We start from the raw sequence: 15,056 nt of genomic DNA, 5'->3' as shown, positions 1-15,056 counted from the left end.
TGTACGTGTGAGGTGATAATTTGAATAATCGAAAGAAGCAAAGAAATAGAAAGATCATTTTAATTATTACAGTTACAATTATTGTTTTTTCAAGTATTTCATTAATTTTTTCACGAACACAGTGGGGAATTGAAAGAATGATAAGTGATACAGTAGCTGTAGTAGAGTACTATGTAATTAAAAAACCAATTGAGTTTATAAGTAATTTATTTAATGAATATAACGAATTAAAAGATGTTTATGATGAAAATAAGATTTTAAGAGAACAATTGGCAGCTTACGCTAGTGTGGAAGTTAATACAAATGTTTTATCTAATGAAATAGATGATTTAAAAAAGGCTTTAGATTTAAAGGAACTTACAACTGATTATAATGTTAAAACAGCTACTGTTATTTCACGTGATGCAAGTAATTGGACAAATGAAATTACCATTGATTTAGGAAGTATGGCAGGTGTAAAGGAAGATATGGTTGTTGTTGCTTCTAAAGGAATGATTGGAAAAGTTACTTCTGTTACAGAAGTAAGTTCTACGGTTCAATTATTGACAGCTGAAAAACCAGTTTCTGATTTACCAGTACAAATTATGAATGGTGATCAAAATGCATATGGTTTATTAAAAGGTTATGATGTAGAAAGTAAGTGTTATGAAGTAACATTATTAAGCAATATTGATAAACTTGAGCCTAATGCTAATGTTATTACTTCGGGATTAGGTGGAGATCAAAAAGCCCCTAAAGGAATCTATATCGGTGTTGCTGAGGGGATGGATGTTTCTAGTGATGGAACAACGAAGACGCTTAAAGTTAAACCGGCTGAAGATTTTAGTGATTTAACATATGTTTCGGTTGTTTTTAGAGGAAATAATAATGAATAAAAAACTATATCGTTATTATTTAGTGATGGCACTTAGTTTTATTATTGATAGTGTAATAAGCTATTATCTTCCATTTAATTTTGATAAATCAGGAATTACGATTATTCCTTATATTAGTTTAATGATGTTTACACTTTTAAATAATACGATTGGAAATGAACATCGTTACATATTTGCAACGGTATCTGGTTTGTATTATGCTATCGTTTATGCAAATAGTTTATTGATTTATGTTTTATTGTATTGTATGTATGCTTTTTTAGGAAAAAAGTATACAAAATTAGCAACTTTTACGTTATTAGAGATGTTTATCGCCGTAATTGTGACAATAATCGTGCAAGAAGTTGTGTTATATTGGTTGATGTGGATAACTAATATTACGCAGCTTTCAATTGTTATCTTTTTGAAAAATCGCTTGTTACCAACGGTGTTATTTAATTTAGTATTGATTGCTCCAGTGTATTTTATCCATAAAAAATTAGGATTCGAGGGAAAAGTCAATGCATATCAAAGTAAAAGGAGTTAGTGGTCATCTAGTGTTTGTTTTAGATGATAGTCAAGAATTTAATAATTTAATAAAAGAACTAGAAAGTCTTTTGGATTCACCATTATTTAAAAGTAATGGTTTTTATCCAAAGGCTTTTTTTGATTTTAAAAGTCGAATTTTGAGTGTTCGTGAATTAACATGTTTATTGGATTTGTTGTTTGAAAAACAAGTATTGTTATTTGATGGAATCAATATGATTAAAAAAGAACCTAAAAATAAAATTAAAATAATTAATAAAACAATTCATTCTGGAGAAGTATTGAAAATTGATCAGGATGCATTAATTATTGGTCAAATTAATCCTGGGGCAATTGTTCGTTTTAGTGGTAAATTGTATGTTATGGGGCGTGTAAGTGGCTTTGTTGAAGGGATGACACCTAATTCAAGAATTAGTGGACAATGTTTTAAAAATGCTCATATTAGAATTAATGGGGTTTCTCGACAGAGTTATACAAGTTTTGAACTTACAATGCTTTATTATAAAGACAGTGAAATATTTTTAGATAAGGGGGACATGATTTATGTCTAGAGTTATTGTAGTTACTTCTGGTAAAGGTGGGGTAGGTAAAAGTAGTGTTAGTGTTAATGTTGCTAGTGCTTTAGCTTTTAGTAAATTTAAAGTTTGTTTGATTGATGGTGATTTTGGATTGAAAAATCTTGATGTGATGATGGGGTTGGAAAATCGTGTTGTTTATGATTTAAATGATGTAGTAGAGGGCCGTTGTACAATTGAGCAAGTATTAGTTAAAGATAAACGAATTGCCGGACTTAGTTTATTACCTTCATGTAAATCTTTATCATTTGAAAATTTAGATACTGAAATAATGAATGCTTTAATAGAAAGATTGAGTAAAGATTTTGATTTTATTATTGTAGATAGTCCAGCTGGAGTTGAAAAAGGTTTTGAATATTCTTCATCTTTAGCAAGTGAAGCAATTGTTGTTGTAAACCTTGATGTTTCTTCTTTGCGTGATGCTGATCGCGTAGTTGGTTTATTAATGAAAAAAGGTATCAATACAATTAATATGATAGTTAATAAAGTTAATCTTGATGATATTGATAGTAATCGTTCTTTAATGATTGAAGATGCTAAAGAAATGTTATCATTGCCGTTACTTGGAATTGTTTATGATAGCCATGATATGATTGAAGCAAATAATCGTGGTGTACCAATTTTTTTAAATGAACATCATATGTTGCATAATTGCTTTTTAAATATTGCTAATCGTTTGTTAGGTAAACAAGTTCCGTATTTAAAATATCGTAAAAAGAGTTTTATTCGTCGAATTTTTAATACATAATTAACGTCTTTAATCTAATAAAATTCATATAATGAATTAGGTGATAAGATGAGTGATCTTGATGAGATAAGGAAGCGCATGCAAAAACGAAAAGGGACTAAATATCCATTAAATGATGATAATTTTAAACGTTTTTATAATTTTATGATTAAGTTTATGGTTGTTATTTTAGTTGTTTTAGTGTCGATGTCATATGTAAAATTAAATCCTAATACAAAAATTAAAGATTTGGTGTTAAATGATGCAAACTATAAAAAAGTTACTAGCTGGTTATCTGATTCATTATTATCGTTTTTACCTGATGATGCAATTACTACATCTAGTGAAATAAATTATGAACATCTTGATGGAAATTATTATACTAATAATAGTAATCAGGTTTTAAATCTTGAAGCAGGTAGAGTTATTGAAATAGGTAGTGATGGAAAATATGTAATTGTTTTAAGTAAAAAGGGTGTGGAGATTACTTATAGTGAAATTGATAATGTAATGGTAGGCTTATATGATGAAATTGATCAAGGGATGGTACTAGGTAGTTATAATGAGAAGTTCATTTTAAAATTTGAATATTTGGGTAAAGAGATTAGTTATGAAGAGTATCAAAGGATGGAGTGATTGGTATGTCCATCCTTTTACTTTGGTCTATCTTTTTGTAAGTATTGTAAATAATGATTTTTATCGATATTTTAGTGCGTTAGTAATTGTATGTATTCATGAATATGGTCATTATTATTTCGCAAAAAAATTTAAATTTGAAATTGATAAAGTGGAAATATTTCCATTTGGGGCATTTTTAAGTCTTAATGACTTTGGCTTGCATCATATTTGTCAAGAATTAATTATGTTATTAGGTGGTTTATCAGTTCATTTACCGCTTCATATTATTATTAAAATATTTACTGACAGTTCTTATTTGTTAGAAGTTAATAAATTAGTATTTGTATTTAATTTATTACCAATATATCCGTTAGATGGATCTAAAATAATATTATTACTATTATCGCTTTTTAGAGATTATTATCAAGCAATTAAACTACAAATAAAAATATCTTTGTTATCATTATCAATACTGATTGTATTATATAATGAGATGAGTTATTTACTTGTTTATTTTTATTTGTTGTATGCTAATTATGAATATATTAAAGAATTTAGGTTTATGATTATTCGTTTGTTTTTAAAAAGATTAGAAGGAAATGATTATAAGCTTTATAAAATAAATAAAAAAATTTGTTTTTATCGACCATACAATAATGTTTATGTAATTGATGGCTATACTTTTAAAGAAAATCAAATGTTAGAAAAATTAATAAAAAATTTAAAAACTAATTGACTTTACTAGACATATTCAATATAATAAAAAATGTTGTAGACCTCTAGCTACAACCGCACATAAGAGGTATTAAAGCAATGCTGCCTTGGTTGGCGAGTCTTAGAATAATTTTATAGGAGGTGCGATATGTACGCAATTATTGAAACAGGTGGAAAACAAATTAAAGTAGAAGCTGGAGATACTATTTTTGTAGAAAAATTAGATGTTGAAGTAGGAGAAAAAGTTGTTTTTGATAAAGTATTATTTGTAGGTGATAAAACAGCTAAATTAGGTGCTCCTTATGTTGAAGGTGCAACTGTTGAAGCTACTGTAGAAAAACAAGGTAAAGAAAAGAAAGTTGTTATCTACAAATACAATCCTAAAAAACATTATCATAAAAAACAAGGTCATAGACAACCTTATACAAAATTAGTAATCAATACTATCAATGGATAATGATTAATGTATTAATTAAAAAAAAAGACAATCAAATTATTAATCTTAAAGTAACTGGGCATGCTAATAGTGATGTATATGGCAAGGATTTAGTATGTGCTGGAGTTTCAACAGCTAGTATTGGTGTGTTGAATATGTTAGTTAAAAAAGGTTTTTTAGCTAATCATTTAGGTAAAATTGAGATTGATGAAGGTTATATAAATATAGTCGTTGATCATAAAGATGATGTTTGTCAAGTGGTGCTAGAGACGCTTGAAACAACATTTGAAACTATGGTTGAAGATTATGGACAATTTATAAAGATATCTAAAGTGGAGGTGTAACATATGATGTTCAAATTAGATTTACAATTATTCGCTTCTAAAAAAGGGGTAGGGTCAACTAAAAACGGTCGTGACTCTAGATCAAAAAGATTAGGAGCTAAATTAGCAGATGGGCAATTCTGTACAGCAGGATCTATTATTTATAGACAAAGAGGAACTAAAATCCATCCAGGTAACAATGTAGGAAGAGGTGGAGATGACACTTTATTTGCTACAGTTGATGGAATTGTAAAATTCGAAAGACTTGGAAGAGATAGAAAACAAGTTTCAGTTTATCCAGCTGCATAATTAATCCCTGAAAAGGGATTTTTTTGATATGATATAGAAAAGAGGTGGAATCATGCAATTTATTGACAAAGCTAAAATAAGAGTAGAAGCAGGAAAAGGTGGCGATGGGACAGTTGCGTTTAGACGTGAAGCTCATGTACCTAAAGGAGGTCCAGCTGGTGGTGATGGTGGAAAAGGCGGTAGTGTTATTTTTGAAGCTACAACATCACTTTCAACTCTTTTGGATTTAAAGTATAATCGTTTATATAAAGCGCCATCAGGACAAAATGGAATGGCTAAAAAGATGCATGGTAAAGATGCAATTGATACTCTAATCAAGGTTCCAGTAGGAACAGTTATCATTAATGAAGAAACTAATAAGGTCATGGCAGACTTAACTGAAGATAAACAACGTGTAGTGATTGCTAAAGGTGGGCGTGGCGGACGTGGAAATGCCCGTTTTGCAACATCTAGAAATCCAGCACCGCAAATTTGTGAACGTGGTGAACCTGGTGAAAAATTTGATTTGCAATGTGAATTGAAGTTATTAGCTGATGTTGGTTTAGTTGGTTTTCCATCAGTAGGCAAATCAACATTACTATCAGTTGTTTCTAGAGCAAGACCAGAAATTGCTGATTATCATTTTACTACGATCGTACCTAATTTGGGAGTAGTTCAAGTTAAAGATGGACGTAGTTTTGTTATGGCTGATTTACCAGGATTAATTGAAGGTGCTGCTCAAGGTAGAGGACTTGGACATCAATTTTTAAGACATATTGAACGTTGTCGTGTAATTGTTCATATTATTGATATGGGAGCAGTTGATGGACGTGATCCATATGAAGACTATGTAACGATTAATAAAGAATTAGGTGAATATCAGTATCGTTTGTTAGAACGACCACAAATTGTTGTTGCTAATAAGATGGATGAAGAAGGAGCTAAGGAAAACCTTGCTCGTTTTAAAGAACAAGTCGGTGATGAGGTTAAGGTTTTTCCGATTAGTGCAATTATTCATGATGGTGTTGATCAAGTATTATATGCAATTGCCGATACATTGCAAAATACGCCTTCATTTGAATTAAAAGATAATGATGAAGAAAATGTAGTTGTATATACAATGGGTGATGAAGAAGATAAACCATTTGAATTACATAATTTAGGTAATGGTAATTGGAGTATTACTGGTAAGAAAATTGAAAGAATGGTTGCAATGACATCTTTAGTAAGTGATGATTCATTAAAGCGTTTATTAATTAAATTAAGAAATATGGGTGTTGATGAAGCTCTTAGAAATGCTGGTGCTAAAGATGGCGATAATGTAGCAATCGGTGAATTTGAATTTGATTATTATGAATAGGAAAGTTTTAATGACTTTCCTTTTTTTTAGTTCAATGCTATAATTGTTGAGAAACTTTTGATACAAAGTAAAGATAAAATGTATGTAAATACGTAGTATAATAATATAAAGGAGTATATCATGTATAGCTATATAATTGGAAAAATAGTTGAGATAAATGTTGATCATATAGTTGTAGAAAATAATGGAATTGGATATTTAATATATGTAAGTAATCCTTATGAGTTTACTAAAGGTAAAGAAATTAAAGTTTATTTATATCAATATGTAAAAGAAGATGTACTATTATTGTATGGGTTTAAAACTATTGAAGAAAAAGAAATGTTTTTAAAATTAATTTTAGTTAAAGGGATTGGTTGTAAAACAGCAATTGGAATTTTAGCCACAGGAGATTTAGAAAGAATAATTAGTGCAATTGAAACTAATGATGTTAATTATTTAAAAAAGATTCCTGGAATTGGACCTAAAGCTGCAAAACAGATTATTTTAGATTTACAAGGGAAATTTAATGATGTACCAATTACAATTAAAACCAATGATGATTTACAAGAGGCTTTAGAAGTATTGATTGCTCTAGGTTATAGAAAGGTTGAGGTAGAAAAGGCATTAAAAGTTTTAGCTGATGAAAATTTAGATACTAATGGTTATGTAAAAAGAGCACTTAGTTTACTAGTAAAATAGGAGGAATAATATGACAAGAAATGAAGTTTTAGATGCTAATATATCAGAAGAAGATGAAAGTGGATTACGTCCTAGTTCCTTTGATGAATATGTTGGTCAAACAAGTTTAAAAGAAAATTTAAAAGTTTTTGTCGGTGCTGCAAAATTACGTGATGAGCCATTGGATCATGTTCTTTTATATGGACCTCCTGGTTTAGGAAAAACAACAATGTCAATGATCATTGCTAATGAAATGGGGACTAATATTAAAATTACTACGGGACCAAGTATTGAAAAAACTGGTGATTTGGTAGCAATTTTAACTGCCTTAGAACCTGGTGATGTATTGTTTATCGATGAAATTCATCGTTTAAATAAAGTTGTAGAAGAAATTTTATACCCTGCAATGGAAGATTTTTGTGTTGATGTAGTAATTGGTAAAGAGGCATCTACTAGATCAGTACGAATTGATTTACCGCCATTTACTTTAGTGGGTGCAACTACTAGAGCGGGGGATTTATCAGCACCTTTACGGGATCGTTTTGGAATTGTTTCTAAGTTAGAATATTATAGTGAAGATGAATTAAAAGTAATTATTGATCGTACTAGTAGAGTATATCAAATGCCGATGGATGATGATGCTAAAACCGCTCTAGCGATGCGTTCAAGAGGAACACCGCGAATTGCCAATCGCTTATTTAGACGAGTTCGTGATTTTGCACAATTTAATGGTGAAGAAATTATTACTAAAGAAAGAACTGTTGAAGCACTTGATCGTTTGAAAGTTGATCGCTTAGGATTAGATGAAGTGGATCATAAGTATTTATTAGGAATTATTCATCGTTTTAAAGGGGGACCAGTTGGTTTAGAATCATTAGCTGTTTCAATCGGTGAAGAACCTAGGACCTTAGAAGATGTGTATGAACCATATTTATTACAAATTGGATTAATTAAACGAACACCAAGAGGAAGAATTGCTACATATGAAGCATATAAACATTTAAATATTGAATTTAAAGACTAGATAACTAGTCTTTTTTTATGAGGTGATATGATGAAAAAACATGAAATAATAGGTCTATTTTTATTAATGATAGTTTCTACATTTTATTCACTTTCAATGCCGGAGACGACAGTTGATAAAATTGAAAATGATCTTAAGATCGTTATTAGTGTAGAAGGAAAATATAACCAAGAACTTACTTTTGATCGAGTTCCTACAATCGAAGAAGTGTTTAAAAAACTCAAGGTTGAAAATGTTTATGGCTTTGATAATAAAACCGTTCTTGCAACAAGAACGGTTTTTTATAGTGTGCCACGCATGACATAAGACTAGGTGGTGAAAGTCCACTGTGGGGGTTTCGTACTACCAACCACTAGCCGAAGACAAGGTATCCATCGTAAGGTGTGAACGGGAGGAAGTTGGAGGCAAAGTCCTGACCCAAGGAATACGAACTATTTTAGGCAGAAGCTTATCGGATGAGATTGCTAAACAAATCGAAGTCCAATAGTACGACGGAATAAGCAGTGTAAAGATAGTGGGTACATAGGATGAAAGTGTTATGTCTTACCGTGGGAGGTCCTAGGAACATGATGAAAATGTAATCATGGTGGAAACGTTTGTCCTAGGAAGTCAGCCGAGGTCATAGTAGTGATGATGATAACTGTAATGGTTATCTAGCGAAGGACCGAACATAAGGAGGTGAACTGGAAATGAAAGATACTCAAGATAAAATAGGATACTGTCAACTATCATTAGGCTTACTTGGTACTATGTCAAGATTTCGGACCACATAAATGTAAGAAATTTAATTAATTGATACTAATTAAATAATCATGCTCATATTCATTAGGTGATTTATAATCACAATGTGAATGTACTCTTATTGTATTATAAAATCCTTCTATGTATTCAAATACCAGCTTATATGCATGATTATAATTTATAATCTTAAATCTGTTCAGCCATTCCCTTTTTATCAATGCATGATATGATTCTATACACGCATTATCCCACGGTGTTCCTTTTTGTGAATAGCTTCTTTTCATCTGCTTAGTTAATCTTTTGTATTTCTTCGATGTATAGTGCACTCCGCGATCTGCATGGATTACTATTGGTTTTGCGCTTTTTCTTCTTTTTTAGCTGTTTCCAGACATTTTAATACTTCATCTACTTCTAATGTTTTGCTTAATGTCCATGCTATTATTTTTCTTGAATAGAGATCCATTATACTGGTTAAATATACAAATCCTTCATCTGCTGTCCAGATATATGTTATATCAGTACACCATGCCTGATTTGGTGCTTTTGGATTAAAATCTCGGTTTAGAATATTTTTTAGTTTATTTGAAAAATCACAGTCTTTTGTTGTTATTGTATATGGTTTGATATAATGAGCTTTAATATTGTTTTCCCTCATTATGTTTCCTACATATTTTTCACTTATTTTTTCTCCCTCTTTTTTTTAGTATTTCAGTTATTTTAGGAGCTCCATATATTTCTTTTGAATCCTTATAGATTTTCTTGATTCTTTCTGTGATTCTAGCTTTTCTGATTTTTTGTTTACATGGTTTTCTTTTCAAATATTCATAATATCCTGATTTACTCAGTTGTAATTTTTTTAGCATACCGGTAACTGAAGTCTGTTTATCTTTTTTAGATTTTTCTTTTATCCTTTTATAAAGATCCTGCTTAGTTAATTGCCCAGTATGCCAATAGCCTTTTTTAGGACTTCTAAAGCATCCTGTGTATCTTTCAGTTCTTTTTTTAATCTGGCAATTTCTTTAGCTTCGTCACTTGAATAATTACCGCTTCCTCTTGAATTAATTACGCCGTCATTACTACTGGCATCTTTAAGCCATTTATGAACAGTGCTATCAGCAATACCAAACTGTTTAGCTATAGCTACTTTAGATTCATCAGGATGTTCTAAAACATATTGAACAACTCCCTGTTTAAATTCATCTGTAAATGTTGGTTTAGTCATCATCATATACCCCTTTTCTATTTTTGATTTAAGCTTATGACATTGTATCATATACTAGCTAGTTCTTCCATTTAACTGGTACAGTTTTTATTCTAGCATCAACTCTATGAAGATAGTACGGAATACGACAATAGTGGAGAAGTGTATCCTACATCAAAACAAGAGATATCACATACGAAGAACACCAATAGATTTGTAGTACATGAGAAGTTACTTGAAACAATTATGGAGGATGCCAATATAGAAAAGGCAATCCAAAGGGTTATGAGTAATAAGGGAAGTGGTGGTGTAGATAAAATGCAAGTCGCAGAAGTTCGTACGCATTTCGCACAACACTGGTCTTATCTAAAGAAACTTATCATGGAGGGACATTATAGTCCACAAGCCGTTAAAAGAGTAGAAATACCAAAAGATAACGGAAAGAAAAGAGAGTTAGGAATTCCAACAGTGACGGATAGGGTCATACAACAGGCGATAGTACAGGTACTGACACCAATATTTGAACCCCAATTCAGTGACAATAGTTATGGGTTCCGACCAAGAAGAAATGCCCATCAAGCAGTAAGAAAAGTAGTCGAATACGCCAATGAAGGATATCGATATACAGTAGACCTAGATTTAGAGAAGTACTTTGATACAGTCAACCATTCAAGACTTATACAGATATTGTCACAAACTATTAAAGACGGAAGAGTTATATCACTCATACATAAATATCTCAATGCAGGAGTCATAGTAAAACATAAGTTTGAAGAAACTACAAAAGGAGTACCCCAAGGTGGGCCACTCAGCCCATTATTATCAAATATATATCTTAATGAATTTGATAAAGAAATGGAAAGAAGAGGAAATCGATTTGTAAGGTACGCAGATGACTGTGTCATACTATTCAAAAGTAAAAGAAGTGCAATGAGAGTCTGGTACTATGTCAAGATTTCGGACCACATAAATGTAAGAAATTTAATTAATTGATACTAATTAAATAATCATGCTCATATTCATTAGGTGATTTATAATCACAATGTGAATGTACTCTTATTGTATTATAAAATCCTTCTATGTATTCAAATACCAGCTTATATGCATGATTATAATTTATAATCTTAAATCTGTTCAGCCATTCCCTTTTTATCAATGCATGATATGATTCTATACACGCATTATCCCACGGTGTTCCTTTTTGTGAATAGCTTCTTTTCATCTGCTTAGTTAATCTTTTGTATTTCTTCGATGTATAGTGCACTCCGCGATCTGCATGGATTACTATTGGTTTTGCGCTTTTTCTTCTTTTTTTTAGCTGTTTCCAGACATTTTAATACTTCATCTACTTCTAATGTTTTGCTTAATGTCCATGCTATTATTTTTCTTGAATAGAGATCCATTATACTGGTTAAATATACAAATCCTTCATCTGCTGTCCAGATATATGTTATATCAGTACACCATGCCTGATTTGGTGCTTTTGGATTAAAATCTCGGTTTAGAATATTTTTTAGTTTATTTGAAAAATCACAGTCTTTTGTTGTTATTGTATATGGTTTGATATAATGAGCTTTAATATTGTTTTCCCTCATTATGTTTCCTACATATTTTTCACTTATTTTTTCTCCCTCTTTTTTTAGTATTTCAGTTATTTTAGGAGCTCCATATATTTCTTTTGAATCCTTATAGATTTTCTTGATTCTTTCTGTGATTCTAGCTTTTCTGATTTTTTGTTTACATGGTTTTCTTTTCAAATATTCATAATATCCTGATTTACTCAGTTGTAATTTTTTTAGCATACCGGTAACTGAAGTCTGTTTATCTTTTTTAGATTTTTCTTTTATCCTTTTATAAAGATCCTGCTTAGTTAATTGCCCAGTATGCCAATAGCCTTTTTTAGGACTTCTAAAGCATCCTGTGTATCTTTCAGTTCTTTTTTTAATCTGGCAATTTCTTTAGCTTCGTCACTTGAATAATTACCGCTTCCTCTTGAATTAATTACGCCGTCATTACTACTGGCATCTTTAAGCCATTTATGAACAGTGCTATCAGCAATACCAAACTGTTTAGCTATAGCTACTTTAGATTCATCAGGATGTTCTAAAACATATTGAACAACTCCCTGTTTAAATTCATCTGTAAATGTTGGTTTAGTCATCATCATATACCCCTTTTCTATTTTTGATTTAAGCTTATGACATTGTATCATATACTAGCTAGTTCTTCCATTTAACTGGTACAGTTTTTATTCTAGCATCAACTCTATGAAGATAGTACGGAATACGACAATAGTGGAGAAGTGTATCCTACATCAAAACAAGAGATATCACATACGAAGAACACCAATAGATTTGTAGTACATGAGAAGTTACTTGAAACAATTATGGAGGATGCCAATATAGAAAAGGCAATCCAAAGGGTTATGAGTAATAAGGGAAGTGGTGGTGTAGATAAAATGCAAGTCGCAGAAGTTCGTACGCATTTCGCACAACACTGGTCTTATCTAAAGAAACTTATCATGGAGGGACATTATAGTCCACAAGCCGTTAAAAGAGTAGAAATACCAAAAGATAACGGAAAGAAAAGAGAGTTAGGAATTCCAACAGTGACGGATAGGGTCATACAACAGGCGATAGTACAGGTACTGACACCAATATTTGAACCCCAATTCAGTGACAATAGTTATGGGTTCCGACCAAGAAGAAATGCCCATCAAGCAGTAAGAAAAGTAGTCGAATACGCCAATGAAGGATATCGATATACAGTAGACCTAGATTTAGAGAAGTACTTTGATACAGTCAACCATTCAAGACTTATACAGATATTGTCACAAACTATTAAAGACGGAAGAGTTATATCACTCATACATAAATATCTCAATGCAGGAGTCATAGTAAAACATAAGTTTGAAGAAACTACAAAAGGAGTACCCCAAGGTGGGCCACTCAGCCCATTATTATCAAATATATATCTTAATGAATTTGATAAAGAAATGGAAAGAAGAGGAAATCGATTTGTAAGGTACGCAGATGACTGTGTCATACTATTCAAAAGTAAAAGAAGTGCAATGAGAGTCAATGATGCTAGAATAAAAACTGTACCAGTTAAATGGAAGAACTAGCTAGTATATGATACAATGTCATAAGCTTAAATCAAAAATAGAAAAGGGGTATATGATGATGACTAAACCAACATTTACAGATGAATTTAAACAGGGAGTTGTTCAATATGTTTTAGAACATCCTGATGAATCTAAAGTAGCTATAGCTAAACAGTTTGGTATTGCTGATAGCACTGTTCATAAATGGCTTAAAGATGCCAGTAGTAATGACGGCGTAATTAATTCAAGAGGAAGCGGTAATTATTCAAGTGACGAAGCTAAAGAAATTGCCAGATTAAAAAAAGAACTGAAAGATACACAGGATGCTTTAGAAGTCCTAAAAAAGGCTATTGGCATACTGGGCAATTAACTAAGCAGGATCTTTATAAAAGGATAAAAGAAAAATCTAAAAAAGATAAACAGACTTCAGTTACCGGTATGCTAAAAAAATTACAACTGAGTAAATCAGGATATTATGAATATTTGAAAAGAAAACCATGTAAACAAAAAATCAGAAAAGCTAGAATCACAGAAAGAATCAAGAAAATCTATAAGGATTCAAAAGAAATATATGGAGCTCCTAAAATAACTGAAATACTAAAAAAAGAGGGAGAAAAAATAAGTGAAAAATATGTAGGAAACATAATGAGGGAAAACAATATTAAAGCTCATTATATCAAACCATATACAATAACAACAAAAGACTGTGATTTTTCAAATAAACTAAAAAATATTCTAAACCGAGATTTTAATCCAAAAGCACCAAATCAGGCATGGTGTACTGATATAACATATATCTGGACAGCAGATGAAGGATTTGTATATTTAACCAGTATAATGGATCTCTATTCAAGAAAAATAATAGCATGGACATTAAGCAAAACATTAGAAGTAGATGAAGTATTAAAATGTCTGGAAACAGCTAAAAAAAGAAGAAAAAGCGCAAAACCAATAGTAATCCATGCAGATCGCGGAGTGCACTATACATCGAAGAAATACAAAAGATTAACTAAGCAGATGAAAAGAAGCTATTCACAAAAAGGAACACCGTGGGATAATGCGTGTATAGAATCATATCATGCATTGATAAAAAGGGAATGGCTGAACAGATTTAAGATTATAAATTATAATCATGCATATAAGCTGGTATTTGAATACATAGAAGGATTTTATAATACAATAAGAGTACATTCACATTGTGATTATAAATCACCTAATGAATATGAGCATGATTATTTAATTAGTATCAATTAATTAAATTTCTTACATTTATGTGGTCCGAAATCTTGACATAGTACCACAAAGAAACAGTGACAAGATATTTAGAAGAGAAATTATTTGTAAAAGTGAACCAAGAGAAGACAAAGGTAGCCTATATTACTGATATAAAATTCTTGGGCTTTGGATTTTATATAGAGAAGAGTGGTAATGTACGAATCACTGTTCACAAGAAATCTAAAGAAAAGATGAAAAAGAGAATAAAGGAAATCACCAAAAGGAACCGACCAATATCAAGTAAGGAATTAGCTAAAGAGTTAAAAGAATACATTACAGGTTGGGTGAATTACTATAGGATAGCGAATATGAGTAAACATCTAAGGGAAATAGACTCATGGATGAGAAGAAGAATACGAATGATATATTGGAAAAGATGGAAGTTAGTAAGAACAAGGTATAGAAATTTACAAAAACTAGGTATTAATAAAAGTAAGGCATGGGAATGGGCAAACACAAGAAAAAGCTACTGGCACATCGCCAATAGCTTCATACTAAAAAGGACACTTACAAATGAAGTATTAAAAATATACGGATTTATAAGTGCACTAGATTATTACAACTCTATAAACTTATGAAACGCCGTGTAGGGAACCCTACGCACGGTGTTG

At 31.0% G+C, this 15,056-nt stretch carries 25 protein-coding genes and 1 other annotated feature; of the genes, 18 read left to right on the top strand and 7 right to left on the bottom strand.

Translation table 11 applies throughout. The features are described from left to right. Positions 1-20 precede the first annotated feature (20 nt). From mreC to NQ543_RS07410, 13 genes are all read left to right on the top strand, one after another. Positions 21-875 (top strand): rod shape-determining protein MreC, encoded by an 855-nt coding sequence (gene mreC / locus NQ543_RS07470; protein WP_039903403.1) that lies wholly within the window; start codon positions 21-23, stop codon positions 873-875. Next, entirely contained in the window at positions 868-1,401 is a 534-nt protein-coding gene (locus NQ543_RS07465) for a rod shape-determining protein MreD (RefSeq protein WP_039903401.1), read from the top strand. The genes mreC and NQ543_RS07465 overlap by 8 nt, the downstream gene beginning before the upstream one ends. Continuing rightward, positions 1,376-1,951, top strand: coding sequence for a septum site-determining protein MinC (locus NQ543_RS07460; RefSeq protein WP_004608641.1), 576 nt, complete (start codon positions 1,376-1,378; stop codon positions 1,949-1,951). Before NQ543_RS07465 ends, NQ543_RS07460 begins: the two co-directional genes overlap by 26 nt. Continuing rightward, positions 1,944-2,723, top strand: a complete 780-nt coding sequence (gene minD, locus NQ543_RS07455) for a septum site-determining protein MinD (RefSeq protein WP_004608640.1) — start codon at positions 1,944-1,946, stop codon at positions 2,721-2,723. The genes NQ543_RS07460 and minD overlap by 8 nt, the downstream gene beginning before the upstream one ends. A gap of 78 nt (positions 2,724-2,801) precedes the next feature. Beyond that, complete coding sequence (locus tag NQ543_RS07450; protein WP_230197270.1) at positions 2,802-3,338, top strand: M23 family metallopeptidase; 537 nt, start codon at positions 2,802-2,804, stop codon at positions 3,336-3,338. After that, a complete protein-coding gene (locus NQ543_RS07445) occupies positions 3,313-4,056 on the top strand; it encodes a site-2 protease family protein (protein ID WP_004608638.1) in 744 nt (247 codons plus the stop codon). The genes NQ543_RS07450 and NQ543_RS07445 overlap by 26 nt, the downstream gene beginning before the upstream one ends. 41 nt (positions 4,057-4,097) lie before the next feature. After that, positions 4,098-4,166, top strand: a sequence feature (ribosomal protein L21 leader region). Positions 4,167-4,182: 16 nt separating this feature from the next. Next, positions 4,183-4,491, top strand: coding sequence for a 50S ribosomal protein L21 (gene rplU, locus NQ543_RS07440; RefSeq protein ID WP_004608637.1), 309 nt, complete (start codon positions 4,183-4,185; stop codon positions 4,489-4,491). Continuing rightward, complete coding sequence (locus NQ543_RS07435) at positions 4,491-4,814, top strand: ribosomal-processing cysteine protease Prp (protein ID WP_004608636.1); 324 nt, start codon at positions 4,491-4,493, stop codon at positions 4,812-4,814. The genes rplU and NQ543_RS07435 overlap by 1 nt, the downstream gene beginning before the upstream one ends. A gap of 3 nt (positions 4,815-4,817) precedes the next feature. Beyond that, positions 4,818-5,102, top strand: coding sequence for a 50S ribosomal protein L27 (rpmA, locus tag NQ543_RS07430; RefSeq protein WP_004608635.1), 285 nt, complete (start codon positions 4,818-4,820; stop codon positions 5,100-5,102). Between the two features lie 52 nt (positions 5,103-5,154). Further along, positions 5,155-6,441: a GTPase ObgE gene (gene obgE, locus NQ543_RS07425; protein WP_004608634.1), complete on the top strand. Its 1,287-nt coding sequence runs from the start codon at positions 5,155-5,157 to the stop codon at positions 6,439-6,441. A gap of 120 nt (positions 6,442-6,561) precedes the next feature. Continuing rightward, positions 6,562-7,122 carry a Holliday junction branch migration protein RuvA gene (gene ruvA / locus NQ543_RS07420; protein ID WP_004608633.1) on the top strand — a complete coding sequence of 187 codons (561 nt, stop codon included), beginning with the start codon at positions 6,562-6,564 and terminating at the stop codon, positions 7,120-7,122. Positions 7,123-7,132: 10 nt separating this feature from the next. Further along, entirely contained in the window at positions 7,133-8,125 is a 993-nt protein-coding gene (gene ruvB / locus NQ543_RS07415) for a Holliday junction branch migration DNA helicase RuvB (RefSeq protein ID WP_004608632.1), read from the top strand. 27 nt (positions 8,126-8,152) lie between these two features. Then, the gene (locus NQ543_RS07410; RefSeq protein ID WP_004608631.1) at positions 8,153-8,431 is read left to right on the top strand and encodes a hypothetical protein; all 279 of its coding nucleotides are present in this window, start codon (positions 8,153-8,155) and stop codon (positions 8,429-8,431) included. 482 nt (positions 8,432-8,913) lie between these two features. On the opposite strand, the gene NQ543_RS07405 is transcribed toward NQ543_RS07410, so the two are convergent. The 4 genes from NQ543_RS07405 to NQ543_RS07390 form a co-directional block, all read right to left on the bottom strand. Continuing rightward, positions 8,914-9,192: an integrase core domain-containing protein gene (locus NQ543_RS07405; RefSeq protein ID WP_259935268.1), complete on the bottom strand. Its 279-nt coding sequence runs from the start codon at positions 9,190-9,192 to the stop codon at positions 8,914-8,916. 20 nt (positions 9,193-9,212) lie between these two features. After that, positions 9,213-9,521 (bottom strand): DDE-type integrase/transposase/recombinase, encoded by a 309-nt coding sequence (locus NQ543_RS07400; protein ID WP_259935267.1) that lies wholly within the window; start codon positions 9,519-9,521, stop codon positions 9,213-9,215. Between the two features lie 19 nt (positions 9,522-9,540). Next, positions 9,541-9,729: an IS3 family transposase gene (locus tag NQ543_RS07395; protein WP_259935266.1), complete on the bottom strand. Its 189-nt coding sequence runs from the start codon at positions 9,727-9,729 to the stop codon at positions 9,541-9,543. Between the two features lie 68 nt (positions 9,730-9,797). Next, the gene (locus NQ543_RS07390) at positions 9,798-10,139 is read right to left on the bottom strand and encodes a transposase (protein ID WP_004609083.1); all 342 of its coding nucleotides are present in this window, start codon (positions 10,137-10,139) and stop codon (positions 9,798-9,800) included. Between the two features lie 90 nt (positions 10,140-10,229). Here NQ543_RS07390 and ltrA (NQ543_RS07385) point away from each other — a divergent pair, with 90 nt between their 5' ends. After that, entirely contained in the window at positions 10,230-11,060 is an 831-nt protein-coding gene (gene ltrA / locus NQ543_RS07385) for a group II intron reverse transcriptase/maturase (protein WP_259935265.1), read from the top strand. Here the strand turns inward: ltrA (NQ543_RS07385) and NQ543_RS07380 are convergent. Genes NQ543_RS07380 through NQ543_RS07370 form a run of 3 tightly spaced genes read right to left on the bottom strand, consistent with a single transcriptional unit; the run spans position 11,053 to position 12,279 of the window. Continuing rightward, positions 11,053-11,289 (bottom strand): integrase core domain-containing protein, encoded by a 237-nt coding sequence (locus NQ543_RS07380; RefSeq protein ID WP_259935264.1) that lies wholly within the window; start codon positions 11,287-11,289, stop codon positions 11,053-11,055. The two genes, ltrA (NQ543_RS07385) and NQ543_RS07380, sit on opposite strands and share 8 nt — an antisense overlap. 4 nt (positions 11,290-11,293) lie before the next feature. Beyond that, positions 11,294-11,914 (bottom strand): IS3 family transposase, encoded by a 621-nt coding sequence (locus NQ543_RS07375; protein WP_259935745.1) that lies wholly within the window; start codon positions 11,912-11,914, stop codon positions 11,294-11,296. A gap of 23 nt (positions 11,915-11,937) precedes the next feature. Then, positions 11,938-12,279, bottom strand: coding sequence for a transposase (locus NQ543_RS07370; protein ID WP_004609083.1), 342 nt, complete (start codon positions 12,277-12,279; stop codon positions 11,938-11,940). 90 nt (positions 12,280-12,369) lie between these two features. Here NQ543_RS07370 and ltrA (NQ543_RS07365) point away from each other — a divergent pair, with 90 nt between their 5' ends. The 4 genes from ltrA (NQ543_RS07365) to NQ543_RS07350 are packed head-to-tail and all read left to right on the top strand — an operon-like array spanning position 12,370 to position 15,023. Continuing rightward, on the top strand, positions 12,370-13,191 hold the full coding sequence (gene ltrA / locus NQ543_RS07365) for a group II intron reverse transcriptase/maturase (RefSeq protein WP_259935263.1): 822 nt from the start codon (positions 12,370-12,372) through the stop codon (positions 13,189-13,191). Between the two features lie 7 nt (positions 13,192-13,198). Beyond that, on the top strand, positions 13,199-13,540 hold the full coding sequence (locus NQ543_RS07360) for a transposase (protein ID WP_004609083.1): 342 nt from the start codon (positions 13,199-13,201) through the stop codon (positions 13,538-13,540). Beyond that, positions 13,465-14,424 carry an IS3 family transposase gene (locus tag NQ543_RS07355; RefSeq protein ID WP_333790947.1) on the top strand — a complete coding sequence of 320 codons (960 nt, stop codon included), beginning with the start codon at positions 13,465-13,467 and terminating at the stop codon, positions 14,422-14,424. The genes NQ543_RS07360 and NQ543_RS07355 overlap by 76 nt, the downstream gene beginning before the upstream one ends. Positions 14,425-14,480: 56 nt before the next feature. Continuing rightward, the gene (locus NQ543_RS07350; RefSeq protein ID WP_004609346.1) at positions 14,481-15,023 is read left to right on the top strand and encodes a group II intron maturase-specific domain-containing protein; all 543 of its coding nucleotides are present in this window, start codon (positions 14,481-14,483) and stop codon (positions 15,021-15,023) included. The last annotated feature ends 33 nt before the right edge of the window (positions 15,024-15,056 follow it).

The sequence above is a fragment of the Thomasclavelia spiroformis DSM 1552 genome (genome assembly GCF_025149465.1).
In the GTDB taxonomy this organism is placed as follows: Bacteria; Bacillota_I; Bacilli_A; order Erysipelotrichales; family Coprobacillaceae; genus Thomasclavelia; species Thomasclavelia spiroformis.
This window is presented reverse-complemented; position numbering and strand designations above follow the sequence as displayed.